The 15688-nt window shown below is 37.4% G+C and carries 16 protein-coding genes; 2 read left to right on the top strand and 14 right to left on the bottom strand.

Features of this window, described 5'->3' with window-relative positions:
- Window positions 1-17: 17 nt before the first annotated feature.
- From IGK53_RS09575 to IGK53_RS09590, 4 genes are all read right to left on the bottom strand, one after another.
- A complete protein-coding gene (locus tag IGK53_RS09575; protein WP_002335514.1) occupies window positions 18-713 on the bottom strand; it encodes a LytR/AlgR family response regulator transcription factor in 696 nt (231 codons plus the stop codon).
- A gap of 391 nt (window positions 714-1104) precedes the next feature.
- Window positions 1105-1506, bottom strand: coding sequence for a hypothetical protein (locus tag IGK53_RS09580; RefSeq protein WP_223261106.1), 402 nt, complete (start codon window positions 1504-1506; stop codon window positions 1105-1107).
- A 467-nt stretch (window positions 1507-1973) separates the two neighbouring features.
- Window positions 1974-2336, bottom strand: coding sequence for a thioredoxin family protein (locus tag IGK53_RS09585; protein ID WP_016628879.1), 363 nt, complete (start codon window positions 2334-2336; stop codon window positions 1974-1976).
- Window positions 2337-2669: 333 nt separating this feature from the next.
- Complete coding sequence (locus tag IGK53_RS09590; protein WP_002328993.1) at window positions 2670-2984, bottom strand: hypothetical protein; 315 nt, start codon at window positions 2982-2984, stop codon at window positions 2670-2672.
- Window positions 2985-3361: 377 nt separating this feature from the next.
- On the opposite strand from IGK53_RS09590, the gene IGK53_RS09595 reads away from it, so the two are divergent.
- Window positions 3362-4258, top strand: a complete 897-nt coding sequence (locus tag IGK53_RS09595; protein ID WP_002310228.1) for a helix-turn-helix domain-containing protein — start codon at window positions 3362-3364, stop codon at window positions 4256-4258.
- Between the two features lie 91 nt (window positions 4259-4349).
- Here IGK53_RS09595 and IGK53_RS09600 read toward each other — a convergent pair whose 3' ends face one another.
- The 4 genes from IGK53_RS09600 to IGK53_RS09615 all read right to left on the bottom strand — a co-directional run bounded on the left by IGK53_RS09600 (window position 4350) and on the right by IGK53_RS09615 (window position 8309).
- Window positions 4350-4613, bottom strand: a complete 264-nt coding sequence (locus IGK53_RS09600) for a type B 50S ribosomal protein L31 (RefSeq protein ID WP_002290330.1) — start codon at window positions 4611-4613, stop codon at window positions 4350-4352.
- A gap of 98 nt (window positions 4614-4711) precedes the next feature.
- Window positions 4712-6007 carry a transcription termination factor Rho gene (gene rho, locus IGK53_RS09605; protein ID WP_002290332.1) on the bottom strand — a complete coding sequence of 432 codons (1296 nt, stop codon included), beginning with the start codon at window positions 6005-6007 and terminating at the stop codon, window positions 4712-4714.
- Window positions 6004-7275 (bottom strand): UDP-N-acetylglucosamine 1-carboxyvinyltransferase, encoded by a 1272-nt coding sequence (locus IGK53_RS09610; RefSeq protein WP_002341220.1) that lies wholly within the window; start codon window positions 7273-7275, stop codon window positions 6004-6006. The genes rho and IGK53_RS09610 overlap by 4 nt, the downstream gene beginning before the upstream one ends.
- Window positions 7276-7439: 164 nt before the next feature.
- Window positions 7440-8309 carry a class II fructose-bisphosphate aldolase gene (locus IGK53_RS09615; protein ID WP_002290335.1) on the bottom strand — a complete coding sequence of 290 codons (870 nt, stop codon included), beginning with the start codon at window positions 8307-8309 and terminating at the stop codon, window positions 7440-7442.
- Window positions 8310-8411: 102 nt separating this feature from the next.
- On the opposite strand from IGK53_RS09615, the gene IGK53_RS09620 reads away from it, so the two are divergent.
- Window positions 8412-8624, top strand: a complete 213-nt coding sequence (locus tag IGK53_RS09620; protein WP_016628881.1) for a hypothetical protein — start codon at window positions 8412-8414, stop codon at window positions 8622-8624.
- On the opposite strand, the gene IGK53_RS09625 is transcribed toward IGK53_RS09620, so the two are convergent.
- From IGK53_RS09625 to IGK53_RS09650, 6 genes are all read right to left on the bottom strand, one after another.
- Window positions 8601-10211 (bottom strand): CTP synthase, encoded by a 1611-nt coding sequence (locus tag IGK53_RS09625; protein WP_073357712.1) that lies wholly within the window; start codon window positions 10209-10211, stop codon window positions 8601-8603. The two genes, IGK53_RS09620 and IGK53_RS09625, sit on opposite strands and share 24 nt — an antisense overlap.
- Window positions 10212-10745: 534 nt before the next feature.
- A complete protein-coding gene (glnA, locus tag IGK53_RS09630; RefSeq protein ID WP_016628883.1) occupies window positions 10746-12086 on the bottom strand; it encodes a type I glutamate--ammonia ligase in 1341 nt (446 codons plus the stop codon).
- Window positions 12087-12113: 27 nt separating this feature from the next.
- A complete protein-coding gene (locus IGK53_RS09635; RefSeq protein ID WP_002290339.1) occupies window positions 12114-12506 on the bottom strand; it encodes a MerR family transcriptional regulator in 393 nt (130 codons plus the stop codon).
- A 229-nt stretch (window positions 12507-12735) separates the two neighbouring features.
- The gene (gene hflX / locus IGK53_RS09640) at window positions 12736-13965 is read right to left on the bottom strand and encodes a GTPase HflX (protein WP_016628885.1); all 1230 of its coding nucleotides are present in this window, start codon (window positions 13963-13965) and stop codon (window positions 12736-12738) included.
- A gap of 1 nt (window position 13966) precedes the next feature.
- Window positions 13967-14884 carry a tRNA (adenosine(37)-N6)-dimethylallyltransferase MiaA gene (gene miaA / locus IGK53_RS09645; protein WP_002335507.1) on the bottom strand — a complete coding sequence of 306 codons (918 nt, stop codon included), beginning with the start codon at window positions 14882-14884 and terminating at the stop codon, window positions 13967-13969.
- Between the two features lie 3 nt (window positions 14885-14887).
- Window positions 14888-15625, bottom strand: coding sequence for a glycerophosphodiester phosphodiesterase (locus IGK53_RS09650; RefSeq protein ID WP_016628886.1), 738 nt, complete (start codon window positions 15623-15625; stop codon window positions 14888-14890).
- Window positions 15626-15688: the final 63 nt, after the last annotated feature.

A 15688-nucleotide genomic window follows, 5' to 3' on the forward strand; every position in this document is an offset into this window, starting at 1 on the left:
TAATTTTTTACATCAAATCATTTTTGTAAATGAATGAATTTATTGGATACATTCTCTCTATATTTTCTACTGATTGGTAATTCTATTCCTCGATGATTATTTAAGATAACTTTCGTTCTACTTGCTTGTCTAACAAAATTTATATTGATAATGAAAGAAGTATGTATTTGTGTAAAACAGGCATCTAATTGTTCTAATATCTGATCCGTATTCATATAAAAAACTTTACTCATACCAGATACATGGTGAAGCATTGTTTGTCTTTTATGCTTTTCAAAATATATAATTTCTCCAAAAGAAATATAATTATTCATATTATTAACTGAAAAAACAAATTGCTTTTTGTTTAGATTGAGCAGACGGGAAATATCATCCATAATTCTAAAAATCCGTTCTTTAGTAACAGGTTTCAACACATAATCAAACGTACGTATCTCAAATATTTCACTCATATATTTCTTATGATTTGCGAGAAACACAATAAAAGCATTGAGATTATATTTCCTCACCGTTTTGGCTACCTCTATTCCTTGATTATCTTTCTCAATGTTAAGAAAATATAACATATGATCATTATTTTTTAGTGATTGAATCAGTGAATAAGAATCAGAAAAGACATCTACTTTATACGAATCGAGACTATATGCATGAATAAATGCTTCAATTTGCGAATTTATTTCTTCCGCATCATTACAAATAGCAATTTTAAACATCTTTTTCTCCTTTTTCATTTATCTTCTATATAAAATTTTCTTCATTTTATCATATTTAAAACAGCGTTTAAGCTCTATGTAATAAAATACCTTTCTACTGTAAAAAAAAGCAAAGTGATCATTATACCTTTCGATAGGTAGATTGGTAACACCTCATTCCTACAAGGTACTACACAAAAAGAGACTGGAAGCAGAAGCGTTTAACTCCAAGAAATAAGCTGAAATTCACGAAAATTACTTTTCAAATTTTTGTGAATTTCAGCTTATTTCCGAAGGAGTTGATTCTACTTCCGCCGTTCATACGTGTTTAGAGCGTGAGACAAAAACTATAAAGTTCTTGTCTTATAGCAAACTCTTAAATTTGCTCTCACTTATAATTATTCTAATTTCTTTACTTTTTTATTAACTCTATTCCCATCGCATTTGAAGTCGTTCCAGAATCTAGCTTACTGCGTATAACGAATATCCGCTCATCATCTCTCTTATCCAATGTGTAGGCCCATTGATTATCTTCACAATATATCGTCAACCCATCATTTACTTTTATGCCTGTGAAAGCACCATTAAACTGGTGTTTATCATACGAAATGTCTATTGAATGTTTATCAACGTTGATTGTCCACATTGATTCATCTCCCGTATATACCCATTCTCCACAAAAAAAAGTTAGCTGCTCCCATTCTTCCTTTGATAATTCTAGTTCTTTTTTCTTCGGTTGACTAGCGGGAGAAGAACAAGCCGTACATAATAATATTGTTACTAGAATAAGAGAAGAAATTTTTTTATACTTCACTCCTAACACCCCTAATGCTATTTGTAGTAGCGTATGCTGCACACCATGAAGTTTTCCCTTGATTTTCAAGAAAATCCAAGTTTAGATACTTTTGTCCATATGCTTTGGATAACCTATCAATAGTTTGACTATCCGTAAATAAGCTAAAAATAAATTTGTTCTCGCACTCATTTGTCAATGTACGAAAATTGAAATTACTTAATTTTAATTCGCTAGGACTGATAAAGCATCCAGAGACAAACGAAACCGCTAACAAAAACACTCGCTTAGAATAATTATCTAAGTAACGTAAATCCACCATTTTAATTATTTTCCCTAATTTTTTCCAAGATCAACTCAATATCTTTTCTTAATTGTGCTATTTGTCGTCGCGTATCATCATTATTTTTTTGAAGTATTTTCAGAGCGTAAAGACAAAATACTAAAAATAAGCCTAGAAGTATCATGCTATATATAGGGATAAACAACTATGCATCCTCCTCAAAAATAGTTTTATTATTTTCTAAAAATTCAGAAATAGCTTTTTCAGTGTAAACACCATCTAATCTATCAACTAAAACACCTTTAGGAATGATTAATAATGAGGGTACTACAGTTAAATCAAGCTTTTCAGCTACTTCCTCTAAGCTCTTTTCATCTTCGTTTCGAGCTATATCAGTTCTATAGTAGCTGGCTTTTATTTCTACACTTTTTAATATGTTCCGAAGGGTAGGTTCGATTTCTTGGCATTGAATACAAGTCGGTCTACCTACATATAATAAGAAAGTATCAGAACCTTCAAGCTTTGATTTTAACATTTCTGTCTTTATCACAGGTAGAATATTATTCATACCAAATCTGCCTGTTTGAAAAAAAATCAACGAGAATGCTACTACAAAGAGACATAGAAACTATATAATTATTCTGCTAGTTTTAATCGACTTTTTCACATCTCATCAATTCAATCAAAGTTTAAAACAAGCCACTACGAAACTCATCGTCCCAGTGCCTAAAGCTGCAAAACCTCCAATACAAGCAGCACAAATAACTTGTATAGCTGGGCACGGAGCAACACAAGCTCCTGCAATGATAGTCGCAACGTATTTACTAATACCAAGAACAACAACAATACAAGCAATTTTAGCAGCAACACCTCTACTCTGAGGTAACAAAACTCCTTGCTTTTATACATTTTGCATGTCCTTCTTAATTTGCTCGTTAGATAAAAACTCTTCATTAAGTAAATCAGATTTCATCAATTTACCGTTTACATAAGATTCAATTTGAATTTTATTGTTCAACCCTCGACTAATAATAGTTTCTTGATATCCTTCATTTTCTCCATTCTGACTGTAAGTAACCGTCAAATTACTAAATAAATTATAATCATCATCTACTATGGGCACCGTGATCGTATATAAATCCTTTGAATTTTCTGTAACTTGTAGAACTTTTGCGTTTGTTAAATCCAACGAGCTTTTTGGTACATGAATAATCATATTTCTATTGCGTAATTCATTTGAAATCTTGACTTCATATCATTAGTTACTATTGTACTTACTAACTTTGTAGTTTCCGTAATATCAAACAACTTCGTGAATATATCTAATTTTTCATCCGTAAAATCTGAAATCATTTTTTCATTTGTTGTCTTAGAATTAACTACTTTGCTTGCAGAAACATTTAGAACTGGGATAAATAATCGATCGACAATCTATCCACCATCCAAGTAACAACCTATCTCCGATTTTCAATATTAAATACACACCTCCCGTGTTTTTATTTTATCTACTATGTTATTATGATTAAAAATACGTATTATTATCATTTTGTGATTAATTTGCGCATAACAATTATAAAAGAACGGAGCGGTGATATGGATAGCGGGGAATTGCTTAAGAAGTTGCGTGTAGAAAGAGGTATCTCTCAAAAAAATTTAGCTCACAATATAACAACAAGAAATACATTATCTAGATATGAAACTGGAAAAAATAGCATACCTTTTGTTATTTTATTGGAATTTCTTGATAAATTGAATATAACCATGGATGAATTTGTCTTATATCTAGAACTTGATAGCATACGAAAGAAAAATAAAAAGATAAAAGATTTTATTAAAGCTACTAGAGAGAATAGAGGATCACGGAAGTATACTTTAGAAATCATTCGAAAAAAAGCAAATACTACACGAGACATTGTTGATATTCGCAACTATTTAATCATAAAAACTTTTGATTGGTATACTCTGCCCATAGAAAAACGTAAGCTGAATAAAAATGATAAAGAACACCTGGATCACTTTGCCAATTATTTAGAAAAAGTAAATGAGTGGGGAAGATTTGAAATGATCAGTTTTAGCTCATTACTGTTTCTTTTTGATACAAACTATATTTCCCAAAGGCTTACAGAAATCGAACGCAAAATTGAAAAATACAACGATTTTGAAATATTTCATCCGATATTATCCAGTCTTTATAATAATGCTTTCCTTTTAATGTTAGAACGCAAAAATATTCACTTTTCTAAACAATACTTACAAAAATTTGAAGCTACTCATCATAGATTATTGTTTGCAAAAGATACTCAGATATCCATTCAATTTTATAAGGCATTAATCTGTCATATAGAAGGAGATAGCATCAAAGGACGAAAACGAATAATGAAAATTTTACAAGGACTAGAATTATTAGAGATGGATAGTTTAATCAATGAATTTAAATTTGATTTAATAAAATTCGAAAAAATTTACTGTATCCCACCCATTTTTGAGTAACGATATCCATCTATTCATTATGGTCAAAAACGAAAAAAACAGACTATCCCTATCGGATAGTCTGCTAAACGTTGAGTTATCAGCGTTTTTATTATTCCGCAGCGTTTGCGTCTTTGAGACCGTATTTTTTGTTGAAACGGTCCACACGTCCGTCTGCTTGTGTGAATTTTTGACGTCCAGTGTAGAATGGATGTGAGTCAGAAGTTACTTCGACACGGATGACTGGGTATGTATTACCGTCTTCCCATTCAACTGTTTCTTGTGAAGTTTTTGTTGAACCTGACAAGAATTTGAAACCAGTTGTTGAATCCATGAATACTACTGGGTGGTAATCTGGATGGATGTTTTCTTTCATGATTTTTTCGCTCCTTTGCCCTGCTCCATTTGCTGAACCAGAGTTGATTTGTCGATTTACAACATTAACATCTTAACATGTTTCAGTCAAGGTTGCAATTATCTTTTCAGATTTCTGGTCGGATTTTTTTTACCAAAGGAGACATCTTGAAATTCTTTGAAAAATTGCTGATTGTTTTTTGTTTTACGCAAAAAGCGGATCAGTTGTTCCGTATATTCTAATGAATCTCCAGTCATATTTTTTCGAAGTTTCCAAATTTCTTCTAGTTCTTCACTTGGCATCAATAATTCTTCTTTTCGGGTACCTGATTTTTTGATATCGATGGCTGGGAAGATCCGACGTTCGGATAACTCGCGTGAAAGTTGTAATTCTAGATTTCCAGTTCCTTTGAATTCTTCATAGATCACGTCATCCATGCGGCTTCCTGTATCGACTAAAGCGGTCGCTAAAATCGTCAAACTGCCACCTTCTTCGATGTTTCTTGCCGCCCCGAAAAACTTCTTAGGTTTATACAATGCGGCTGGGTCAATCCCGCCACTCAATGTACGTCCGCTTGGTGGAACGACTAAGTTATAGGCCCGAGCAAGTCTAGTAATACTATCCATCAAGATAACGACATCTCGTTTATCTTCGACCAAACGCATGGCGCGTTCCAATACTAATTCAGAAACTCGAGTATGGTTTTGCGGCTGCAGATCAAATGTAGAAGATACCACGTCGCCTTTCACGCTTCGTTCTAAATCCGTTACTTCTTCCGGACGTTCATCAATCAGTAGAACGATCAATTCTACTTCCGGATAGTTTTCGGTGATACCATTTGCGATTTCTTTTAATACAGAAGTTTTCCCTGCTTTTGGTGGTGCGACGATCAATCCACGCTGACCAAAACCGATTGGAGAGAAGATATCGATCATTCGGGTAGATAGTCTTTGCGGTGTTGTTTCCAGTTGAAGCTGTCTTTGCGGATAAAGAGGTGTTAAGGCTGGAAAATGCGGACGTTCTTTTGCTTCTTCCGGATCTTTTCCATTAACGCTTTCCACGTGCATCAAACCATAATAACGTTCCGATTCTTTAGGTGGACGGGCTTTTCCTGCCACTTTGTCCCCATTTCTCAAACTGAATCGTCTGATTTGTGAGGCAGAAATATAGATATCTTCTGCACTTGGTCCATAGTTAATTGGCCGTAAAAAACCGTAACCATCTTGACCAACGATATCTAATATCCCTTCCATATAATAAAATCCTTGTTTCTCAGCTTGTGCACGAATCACAGCTAGAGATAATTCCTTTTTGTTCATCTTACTGTAATAAGGAATTTTAAATTCTTTGGCATAACTATAAACTTCTTTTAACGTTTTGTTCTCTAGTTCTGCCATTGTCAAATAATCGCTCATTCAGCTCCCACTTCCTCTATCATTTCGATTGATGCCCCTAAGGCTGTTAGTTTCTCGATAATATGATCATAACCGCGTAAGATATAATCTACGTTATAAATCGTCGTTGTTCCTTCTGCTAATAGTCCGGCAATCACTAAACAAGCACCTGCCCGAAGATCGGAAGCCACGACTTCTGTCCCGTGAAGTTTATTTGGACCATTCACGATGATCATATTTCCTTCCACGGTAATATCAGCGCCCATTCGAGCTAATTCAGGCACGTGATTCACCCGTTTCGCATAGATCGTATCGATGATTTCTGAAGTGCCTGCGGTCATCAATAGCAACGCAGTGAGTGGTTGCTGCAGATCTGTGGCAAATCCTGGATAAGGATAGGTCATGATATTTACAGCTTTTAATTCTTTTGAGGGGTAAACTTCGATTTCATCTTCGCTGATTTTCATATGGACGCCAATTTCCTGCAATTTTGCTATAAAACTTTCCAAATGTTCAAAAATCACATTTTTCACTTTGATACCTTTTCCTGCTGCAGCTGCTAATGCCAGATAGGTTCCTGCTTCGATACGGTCAGGAATCATGAAATGACGACAGCCATGTAATGCTTCGACTCCTTCGATACGGATCACATCTGTACCCGCTCCTCGAACTTTTGCCCCCATATTATTCAGTAAAGTTGCCACGTCGATGATTTCCGGTTCTCGTGCAGCGTTTTCAATTACTGTCTGTCCCTTTGCTTTTACAGCAGCTAACATCACATTGATTGTAGCTCCGACTGAAACCACGTCCATAAAAATCCGATTGCCATGCAACCCTTCATTTTTTGTCCGTAAATACATGGCACCATGTTCATTTGTCACTTCAGCACCTAGAGCTTCAAATCCTTTGACGTGTAAATCAATCGGTCTAGGACCTAAATAACAGCCTCCAGGCAGGCCTACTACCGCTTCGCCAAATTTACCAAGCAGTGTTCCCATAAAATAATAAGACGCACGCAAACTATTGATTTTTCCGTGCGGCATCGGAACCGATACGATTTCCCGCGGGTCAATTTCTAATATGTTGTTGGAAAAATGGACCGTTGCGCCCATGATCTCTAATATTTCAATTAATGAATGAACATCTTGTATGTCCGGCACACCTTCCAAAATCACTGGGGAATCAGCTAAGATTGCAGCCGGAATCAATGCGACTGCACTATTTTTTGCACCGCTGATCGTTACTTCACCAGCTAAAGGTTGGTTTCCTTTGATTACGATTTTTTTCATCTGTTTCCACCTTGTTTATTAATCTTTTTTCATGGATATGCTTGTATTTTATCATAGATAAAAAAAAGAAACGAGCATGGTCTGCCGTTTTAAGTAAAAAAGAATGGAGAACGACTTCAAAAGTCGTTCTCCATTCCTATACATCGTATCTGTTATGTGGATGCTTACGCTTTGTTAGCTGAACCAAACCAGTCGATATGAGCTTTCGCATCTTCAACGATTGCTGCTTTACCTGGAGCTAATAATTTACGAGGGTCGAATCCTTTACCTTCTTTGTCTTTACCAGCTTCGATATATTTACGAGTAGCTGCAGCAAATGATAATTGGAATTCAGTGTTAACATTTACTTTTGAGATACCCATTGAGATAGCTTTTTCGATTTGATCTTGAGGAATACCTGATCCGCCATGTAATACTAAAGGCATGTCTGGACCTACAGCATCAGCAATTGCTTGTAAGTGGTCAAATGCTAATCCTTTCCAGTTTTCTGGATATTGACCGTGGATGTTACCGATACCGCAAGCTAAGTAGTCGATACCTGTAGCAACCATTTGTTTGCATTCTTCGATGTCAGCTAATTCGCCGTTACCGATGATTCCGTCTTCTTCTCCGCCGATTGAACCAACTTCACATTCAACTGAGATACCTTTTGCGTGTGCTTTTTCAACAACGTCTTTAGCTAATTTCAAGTTTTCTTCGAATGGTAGATGTGAACCATCGAACATTACTGAAGTGTAGCCTAGTTCGATACATTCCAAAGCAGCTTCGTAGTCACCATGGTCTAAGTGGATAGCAACTGGAACAGTGATGTTCATTGCTTCAACTAAATCAGTGATCAAATCTTTACAGATTTTGTAACCACCCATGTATTTAGCTGCACCCATTGATGTTTGGATAAGTACTGGTGCTTGTTTTGCTTCAGCCGCTTCAAGAATTGCTTGAGTCCATTCCAAGTTGTTTGTGTTGAACCCGCCGACAGCGTAACCGCCTTTACGAGCAGCTTTTAAAAATTCAGCTCCTGATACTACTGGCATAATAAAATTCCTCCTAAGTTTTGTAAAACTAAATTTGTTAAGACAATTCTTAACCAACGACCCTATTTTACCAAACATTTCGGTAGTTTTCTACTAAAATCAATGAAAATGAAAATTTTCAAGAAGTTTTTTGCAAAAAATAAAATGCTTAATCGCTCTTTACTCAAAAAAAGTCTTTTACTTCCTATCTTTTTTCCTATAAATAATAACAAATCAGAAAAAGAGAAAAGTGACAAGAAAATTGCTTATCCCCTTCTCTCGCTGCTTTTCTCTTTCTATCAAGCTAAAAAATTATTTTGTTTCATGATCTGCTAATGATGCTCCGACAAATGCTTTGATTAATTTTTGCGGACGATTTGGACGAGAAATCAATTCTGGGTGGAATTGGCATCCCACAAAGAATTTCTTCTCTGGCAGTTCTACGATTTCTACTAAACGGTTATCTGGTGAGACACCTGAAAAGACTAACCCTTGTTCTTCAAACATTTGACGATATTTGTTGTTGAACTCATAGCGGTGACGGTGACGTTCTTGCACAACATCAGCTCCATCATATGCTTTAGCCGTCTTCGTTCCTTTTTTGATTTTACATGGGTATAATCCAAGGCGTAAAGTTCCACCCAAATTCTCGATGTTTTCTTGGTCAGCCATTAAATCAATAATGTTGTTTGCTGTATCTGGATTCGTTTCAGCTGATGCCGCATCTTCCAACCCAACGACGTTACGTGCAAATTCGACACAAGCCATCTGCATACCAAGACAAATCCCTAAAAACGGAACGTCATTTTCGCGAGCATAACGAATCGCTTCGATTTTCCCTTCTACTCCGCGATCGCCGAAACCGCCAGGAACTAAGATTCCATCTGCATCTTTCAAACGTTCTTCTACATTTTCTCTCGTCAATTCTTGTGCTTTGATCCAATCGATCTCGATGTCTGAGTTATAGGCGAAACCAGAATGTTTCAATGCTTCAACTACTGAGATATACGCATCTGGTAACTCGACGTATTTACCGACAAGTGCGATCCGTACTTTTTTCTTCAAGTTCAAGACACGTTCTTCTAATTCTTTCCATTCTGTCATGTCTGCTTCTGGTGTATCTAGTTTCAAATGGTCGCAAACGATTTGATCCATTCCTTGTACTTGTAAAACTAACGGGATGGAGTAAAGTGTATCTACATCTGGCGACTCGATGACTGCTTCTGGCTCGACATCACAAAATTGTGCCAATTTGTTTTTCACGCTTTGAGAAACAGGTTGCTCTGTACGTACCACCAAAATATTCGGTTGGATACCTAAACCGCGTAGCTCTTTTACACTGTGCTGCGTTGGTTTAGTTTTCATTTCTCCAGCAGCTTTCAAGTAAGGAATCAATGTTGTATGGATATACATAACATTATCTGTACCGACATCTGCTTTCATTTGACGAAGTGCTTCAAGGAATGGCAAAGATTCTATATCTCCTACCGTTCCTCCTACTTCTGTAATGATCACATCTGAATCAGTCATTTTAGCTGCCCGCATGATTTTTTCTTTGATCTCATTTGTAATATGAGGAATAACTTGAACTGTTGCTCCCAAGTATTCGCCCTTACGTTCTTTACGCAAAACTTCAGAATAGATTTTTCCTGTCGTCACGTTGGAGTATTTGTTCAAATTGATGTCAATAAAACGTTCGTAGTGGCCCAGATCCAAATCTGTTTCAGCACCATCATCTGTTACGAATACTTCTCCGTGCTGATATGGGCTCATCGTCCCTGGATCCACATTGATGTATGGATCAAATTTTTGGATAGTTACTTTTAAGCCGCGGTTTTTCAATAAGCGTCCTAAAGAAGCTGCAACAATCCCTTTTCCGATTGATGAAACGACACCGCCGGTCACAAAAATATATTTTGTCATAAGTTCAAAAACTCCTTTTTAATTTATGTGCAGGAAAAGTCTCAGAAAATAAACAAAGCTCCCTATTCTTCAATAAGAATAGGGAGCCGAAATTTCTGTAAACTTCTGACCCTTTAAAAGGGTGCCCAAGGTGTATAATACAAGCTGACTGAGGGAAAGTCAAGTACTCAAATGAAGACTATCCGCTTACAATTTTTCTTTTTCGGTATCCTTTGAGAAATTATTTCTTAAGTCCTTTATGAGTGCAAAAAAATTTAACCCACATAATAGGCTTGAGATAAACATGGCTAACGTTAAACTTAAGCAAGTCAGGAAATCTTTACTGAAAAATTTTAAGTGAAACAATAGATAAAAAAATAAGGAGGGCGACAAACGTCGTGCCCCCCTTATTTCTAAATAAACGGTGTTCAATCAGCTGACCCTCGGTATTAGCTCAAAAAACGGCAAAATATGAGGAACTATTTTGCCGTTTGTTTCTCTAATACTCAGGTCAAAACGCTGATTTCACAACCTCTAATTCACGTTATTCCTGTTTTAATAAAGTTCTAGATATTGTTCTCTTTCCCACTCGGAAACAGTTTGTCTGAATGACGCCCATTCGAGACGTTTTGCTTCAACAAAATTTGAGAAGATATGTTGTCCTAATGCATCAATCATTACATTATCCTTACGTAATTCCTTGATAGCATTATGGATAGTTGAAGGTAAGTCTTGGATATGTGCAGCTTCTCTTTCTTCCTCATCCATGACATAAATGTTACGGTCAACAGCGGCTGGCGGTGTGATCTGATTACGGATACCGTCTAGTCCTGCTTGCAACAACACTGCCATTGCCAAGTATGGGTTTGCAGATGGATCAACTGAACGCAATTCCAAACGTGTGGACAATCCGCGAGATTCTGGTACACGTACTAATGGCGAACGATTACGACCGCTCCACGCGACATAAACAGGCGCTTCATAACCTGGAACGAGACGTTTATACGAATTGACTGTTGGATTGCAAACGGCTGTATAGGCACGAGCATGTTTCAGCAAACCGCCTAAGAAATGATACGCTGTTTCACTTAGTTCCAATTCACCGTCTTTATCATAGAAGACATTACCTTCATCATTGAACAAAGACATATTGCAATGCATACCAGAACCATTGATTCCAAATAACGGTTTCGGCATGAAAGTTGCGTGAAGTCCGTGCTTGCGTGCAATCGTTTTGACAACGAGCTTGAAGGTTTGGATATTATCACAAGCATCTACCACATCTGCATATTTAAAGTCAATTTCATGCTGTCCTGGCGCTACTTCATGATGTGAAGCTTCCACTTCAAAGCCTAAGCTTTCTAATTCCAACACGATGTCACGGCGGCAATTTTCACCTAAATCTGTTGGTGCAAAATCAAAATAACCACCTTTATCATTCAAGGTCGTTGTAATCCCACCGTCTTCGTCTAATTTAAATAAGAAGAATTCTGGTTCAGGTCCTAAATTGAAAGAGGTAAAACCAAGGTCGCGCATGTCTTTCAATGCTCGCTTCAAATTCCCGCGAGGATCGCCGGCAAATGGTGTTCCATCCGGATTATAGATATCACAAATTAAACGAGCAACTTTTCCATGAGCACTTTCCCATGGGAAGATCATCCAAGTAGAGAGATCTGGATACAAATACATATCGCTTTCTTCAATTCGAACAAATCCTTCAATCGAAGAACCATCAAACATCATTTTGTTTTCTAACACTTTATCGATCTGGCTCACTGGAACTTCTACATTTTTAATCGTACCTAAGATGTCTGTGAACATCAATCGTAAAAATCGTACGTTTTCTTCCTCAATGATTCGTTTGATCTCTTCACCTGTTATCTGTTTCTTTACCATGGTATCCCTCTTCCTTTTTTAATTTATTCAGTCAAAGAATTGTCTTTGCAATCCTTGCGACTGATAATGACCTGTTTTGCTTAACCCACCTTGCGCCAAAATCTCATCACGAAAAATTTGTCGAACGTCATGATCTGTCAACGGCTTCTTGCTTTTTGCTTCTTGTTTTTTCGCCTGTGCCATTTCGTATACACGTTTGATCCCAGCCATGTTTAACCCGTCTGAAAGATAATCTTTGATCTCAAGCAGCATATCGATATCATTCAACGAATACATGCGGCGATTTCCTTCACTTCGTTCCGGATGAACTAAATCTTGTTCTTCATAGTAGCGAATTTGCCGAGCAGATAAATCAGTCAGCTTCATAACTGTACCAATTGGAAATACGGACATAGATCGGCGCAATTCCTTTTCTCCCATCAGACGTCCCCTTTCGTTTTATAAGTTGGCTAAAGTGTACCAATTAAAAAAAATATTGTCAACTGCATATGTTAGGTTTTCTAACATGAGACCTCTATTTTTTTATAAAATAACAAAAAAACATGAACGCAAAAAAAGGTATCTAGTTGATTTTCGTACCAGATACCTTTTACTTTTATTGTACTATGCTGTTCTTTCCCAGTGATTTTTATTGTAAAAAAACAAAATTTTATTTGCTTTTTCTCAGCCATTTTGAATCATTTTTTGCAAATCCTCTCACTTCATACTCGTTTGATTCTTCCATGTAGGCTTCGTCCAAAACCATCGTTTGTCTTCTCAACTCACTTAATTTCTGTCCTTCATTGCTTGGCACAGACAGTGTATAAGGTGTCATCAGTTCCATCAGTTGACGCTTGATTGCTTCGATCAATGCCGTCTTCCCTTCTTTCGTTTGAGCAGAAATCAATACATTAGGGAATAATGTGGGCGTAAACATCGCTGGATCAATCTGGTCTGCCTTATTGTAAACAGTCAGTATCGGCATTTCTTTCATATTCAATTCATCCATCAATTTTAGTACAGTCTGCTCCTGTAAAATGCGATCTGGAGAACTGGCATCGACTACATGCAACAAAAGATCCATATTCTGACTTTCTTCTAGTGTAGAATGGAAAGCATCGATCAGTTGCGTAGGCAGATCTTGGATGAACCCGACGGTATCTGTTACTGTAATCTCAAATCCTTCAGCAAAACGCCATCTTTTAGTCAATGGATCTAACGTTGCAAACAACTGGTCTTTTGAATAAGTATCCGCTTGTGTCAATAAATTCAAGATGGTTGATTTCCCAGCATTCGTGTAGCCTATAAGACCAATCTGAAAAACCTCACTGTTTTTTCTTTTTTGACGGTTGCGCTCTCGATGGGCTTCTACTTCTTTCAATTCTTTCTTAACAGCAAAAATTTTATTCCGTATATGTCGGCGGTCTGTTTCTAACTTTGTTTCACCTGGTCCTCTTGTTCCAATCCCACCACCAAGACGAGACAATGTTTTCCCTTGCCCCACTAAACGAGGCAGAAGGTATTCTAACTGAGCAAGCTCAACTTGCAGCTTTCCTTCTTTCGAACGAGCACGCATCGCAAAAATATCTAGGATCAGCTGTACTCGATCAATCACCGGAAGGCCAACAGCATCCGTAATCAGTTGACTCTGTCTCGGAGTCAGTTCATGATTAAAGATGATCAAATCCGCTTCATGCGCATCTGCTTGTTGAACTAATTCTTGTAATTTCCCTTTACCGATAATCGTTTGCCGATCTACTTGTGGTCTTTTCTGTGTAATTGTGAATACGACTTCTCCTGATGCGGTGTTCGTCAGCTGAACTAGCTCTTCCATTGACTCTGAAAAGTAACGCTGGTTTGCTTCGGTTTCTACCCCTACGATGATCACTTTTTCTTCCATTTTATTCCGCCTCCAGCCATTTTTTGATTGTTTGCTCAATCTGACTTTTTTGATTTGGCTCACTTATAAGATCAAACCACTGTGCATCCAAACGGTTACGAAACCACGTTAACTGACGTTTCGCGTATCTTCTCGAATGTAGTTTGACTTGTTCTGTTGCTTCTTCCAATGTTTCTTTCCCTTCAAAATATGGGAAAAATTCTTTATATCCAATTCCTTGACTGGCTTGGACTTCTCCAAGCTCATATACCTTACGTGCTTCTGCTACCAAGCCTTCTGCTAGCATCAAATCGACTCTGTGATTGATTCGATCATACAGGACATCACGCTTCGTATCTAACCCAATCATGAGGTAATCATATAATCGCTTTGGCTCTTCTTTAGGTGCCGTGATACTATGCCCTGTCGTCTCCAAAACTTCCAGAGCTCTTATCACTTTGCGTTGATTGTTCCAGTGGATTTTCTCAGCAGCTGCCGGGTCTTTTTCTTTCAACTGATTCCATAACGCTTGGGAACCAATTGTCTCGGCTAACGTTTCATACTTTTTTCTAATCTCAGGATTCGCTTCTTCCGTCGCCCCTAACTGGTAATCGTATAGAAGGGATTGGATATACAGACCCGTGCCACCAGCTATGATAGGTAGATGATCTCGGTTCGCAATCTCAGTAATCAATTGTCGACCTGAATGCTGAAAATCAGCGGCTGAGTAATGTTGAGTAGGTTCGATCACATCAATCAAATGATGCGGAACATCATTCATCTCTTCTTCTTTGATTTTTGCTGTACCGATATCCAGATTTTTATAGATTTGCAATGAATCACCGCTGATGATCTCTCCACCAAATAGTTGTGCGAGTTCCACACTTAGCGCTGTTTTACCGACTGCTGTCGGACCGACGATCACTAATACTTTTTCCATATTTTACCTACTTTTCGTTGTTTGTTTCCACCGAAGAGCTTTCTCCGGAAAATCAGTTATTATTCCATCTATTTTGAGTTCTTGACATTTGGCCATTTCTTCTTCATCGTTGATCGTCCATGCACGAATTGCTTTTGGAAAATCAGCTGCCTGGACAGGATGTTCGAACAACCAAGTATTTTTTGGATGTACTCCTTCTATGTAAGGGGTTTCTGCTGCTAGTTGGATCTTTTTATCAGAAGTACTCATCAATAAGTCCAGCTGTATCTCTGGTTCCAATAACGCGATTTTTTCCAAAGAAGCCAAATGAAAGCTGCAATATGCATGTTGAAAAGGCCACTCTCTGCTTTTTAATGTTTCGGCCAATTTTTCTTCGATACCGGGATATTCATACTGATCAGTTTTAATTTCGATCATCAGCATCCCTCGGTAATTTTTTTGGAGAAGCAGTCCTAAAACTTCTTTCAATTCAGGGACTTTAGCTGCTGGAAATTCTTTGCTGAATTTGCCTCCTGCATTCAATGTTTTGAGTTCTTCCAATGTTTTTTCTCGAATCAGCCCTTTACCGTTAGTCGTCCGATCCACTTCTTCATCATGCATAACGATCAAATAACCATCTTTGCTTAGATGAACATCTAGTTCGATACCATCTGCACCTACTCGTACAGCTTCTGCAAATGCAGGAAGCGTATTTTCTGGGTGGGTACCGCTGCTTCCGCGATGAGCATAGATTTGTAACATCTTTCTTCACTCCGTTCAATTCTATTGTATCATTAAGAAAAAAAGAAAGCATTGCCACGCTCT

This window comes from Enterococcus sp. DIV1224, assembly GCF_050555455.1.
Lineage (GTDB): Bacteria > Bacillota > Bacilli > Lactobacillales > Enterococcaceae > Enterococcus_B > Enterococcus_B lactis.

Coding starts and splice junctions, on each gene's coding strand:
- IGK53_RS09575 (WP_002335514.1), bottom strand. CDS start 713: ATGTTTAAAATTGCTATTTGTAATGATGCGGAAGAAATAAATTCGCAA.
- IGK53_RS09585 (WP_016628879.1), bottom strand. CDS start 2,336: ATGAATAATATTCTACCTGTGATAAAGACAGAAATGTTAAAATCAAAG.
- IGK53_RS09590 (WP_002328993.1), bottom strand. CDS start 2,984: ATGATTATTCATGTACCAAAAAGCTCGTTGGATTTAACAAACGCAAAA.
- IGK53_RS09595 (WP_002310228.1), top strand. CDS start 3,362: ATGGATAGCGGGGAATTGCTTAAGAAGTTGCGTGTAGAAAGAGGTATC.
- IGK53_RS09600 (WP_002290330.1), bottom strand. CDS start 4,613: ATGAAAGAAAACATCCATCCAGATTACCACCCAGTAGTATTCATGGAT.
- rho (WP_002290332.1), bottom strand. CDS start 6,007: ATGAGCGATTATTTGACAATGGCAGAACTAGAGAACAAAACGTTAAAA.
- IGK53_RS09610 (WP_002341220.1), bottom strand. CDS start 7,275: ATGAAAAAAATCGTAATCAAAGGAAACCAACCTTTAGCTGGTGAAGTA.
- IGK53_RS09615 (WP_002290335.1), bottom strand. CDS start 8,309: ATGCCAGTAGTATCAGGAGCTGAATTTTTAAAAGCTGCTCGTAAAGGC.
- IGK53_RS09620 (WP_016628881.1), top strand. CDS start 8,412: ATGAAAATGAAAATTTTCAAGAAGTTTTTTGCAAAAAATAAAATGCTT.
- IGK53_RS09625 (WP_073357712.1), bottom strand. CDS start 10,211: ATGACAAAATATATTTTTGTGACCGGCGGTGTCGTTTCATCAATCGGA.
- glnA (WP_016628883.1), bottom strand. CDS start 12,086: ATGGTAAAGAAACAGATAACAGGTGAAGAGATCAAACGAATCATTGAG.
- IGK53_RS09635 (WP_002290339.1), bottom strand. CDS start 12,506: ATGGGAGAAAAGGAATTGCGCCGATCTATGTCCGTATTTCCAATTGGT.
- hflX (WP_016628885.1), bottom strand. CDS start 13,965: ATGGAAGAAAAAGTGATCATCGTAGGGGTAGAAACCGAAGCAAACCAG.
- miaA (WP_002335507.1), bottom strand. CDS start 14,884: ATGGAAAAAGTATTAGTGATCGTCGGTCCGACAGCAGTCGGTAAAACA.
- IGK53_RS09650 (WP_016628886.1), bottom strand. CDS start 15,625: ATGTTACAAATCTATGCTCATCGCGGAAGCAGCGGTACCCACCCAGAA.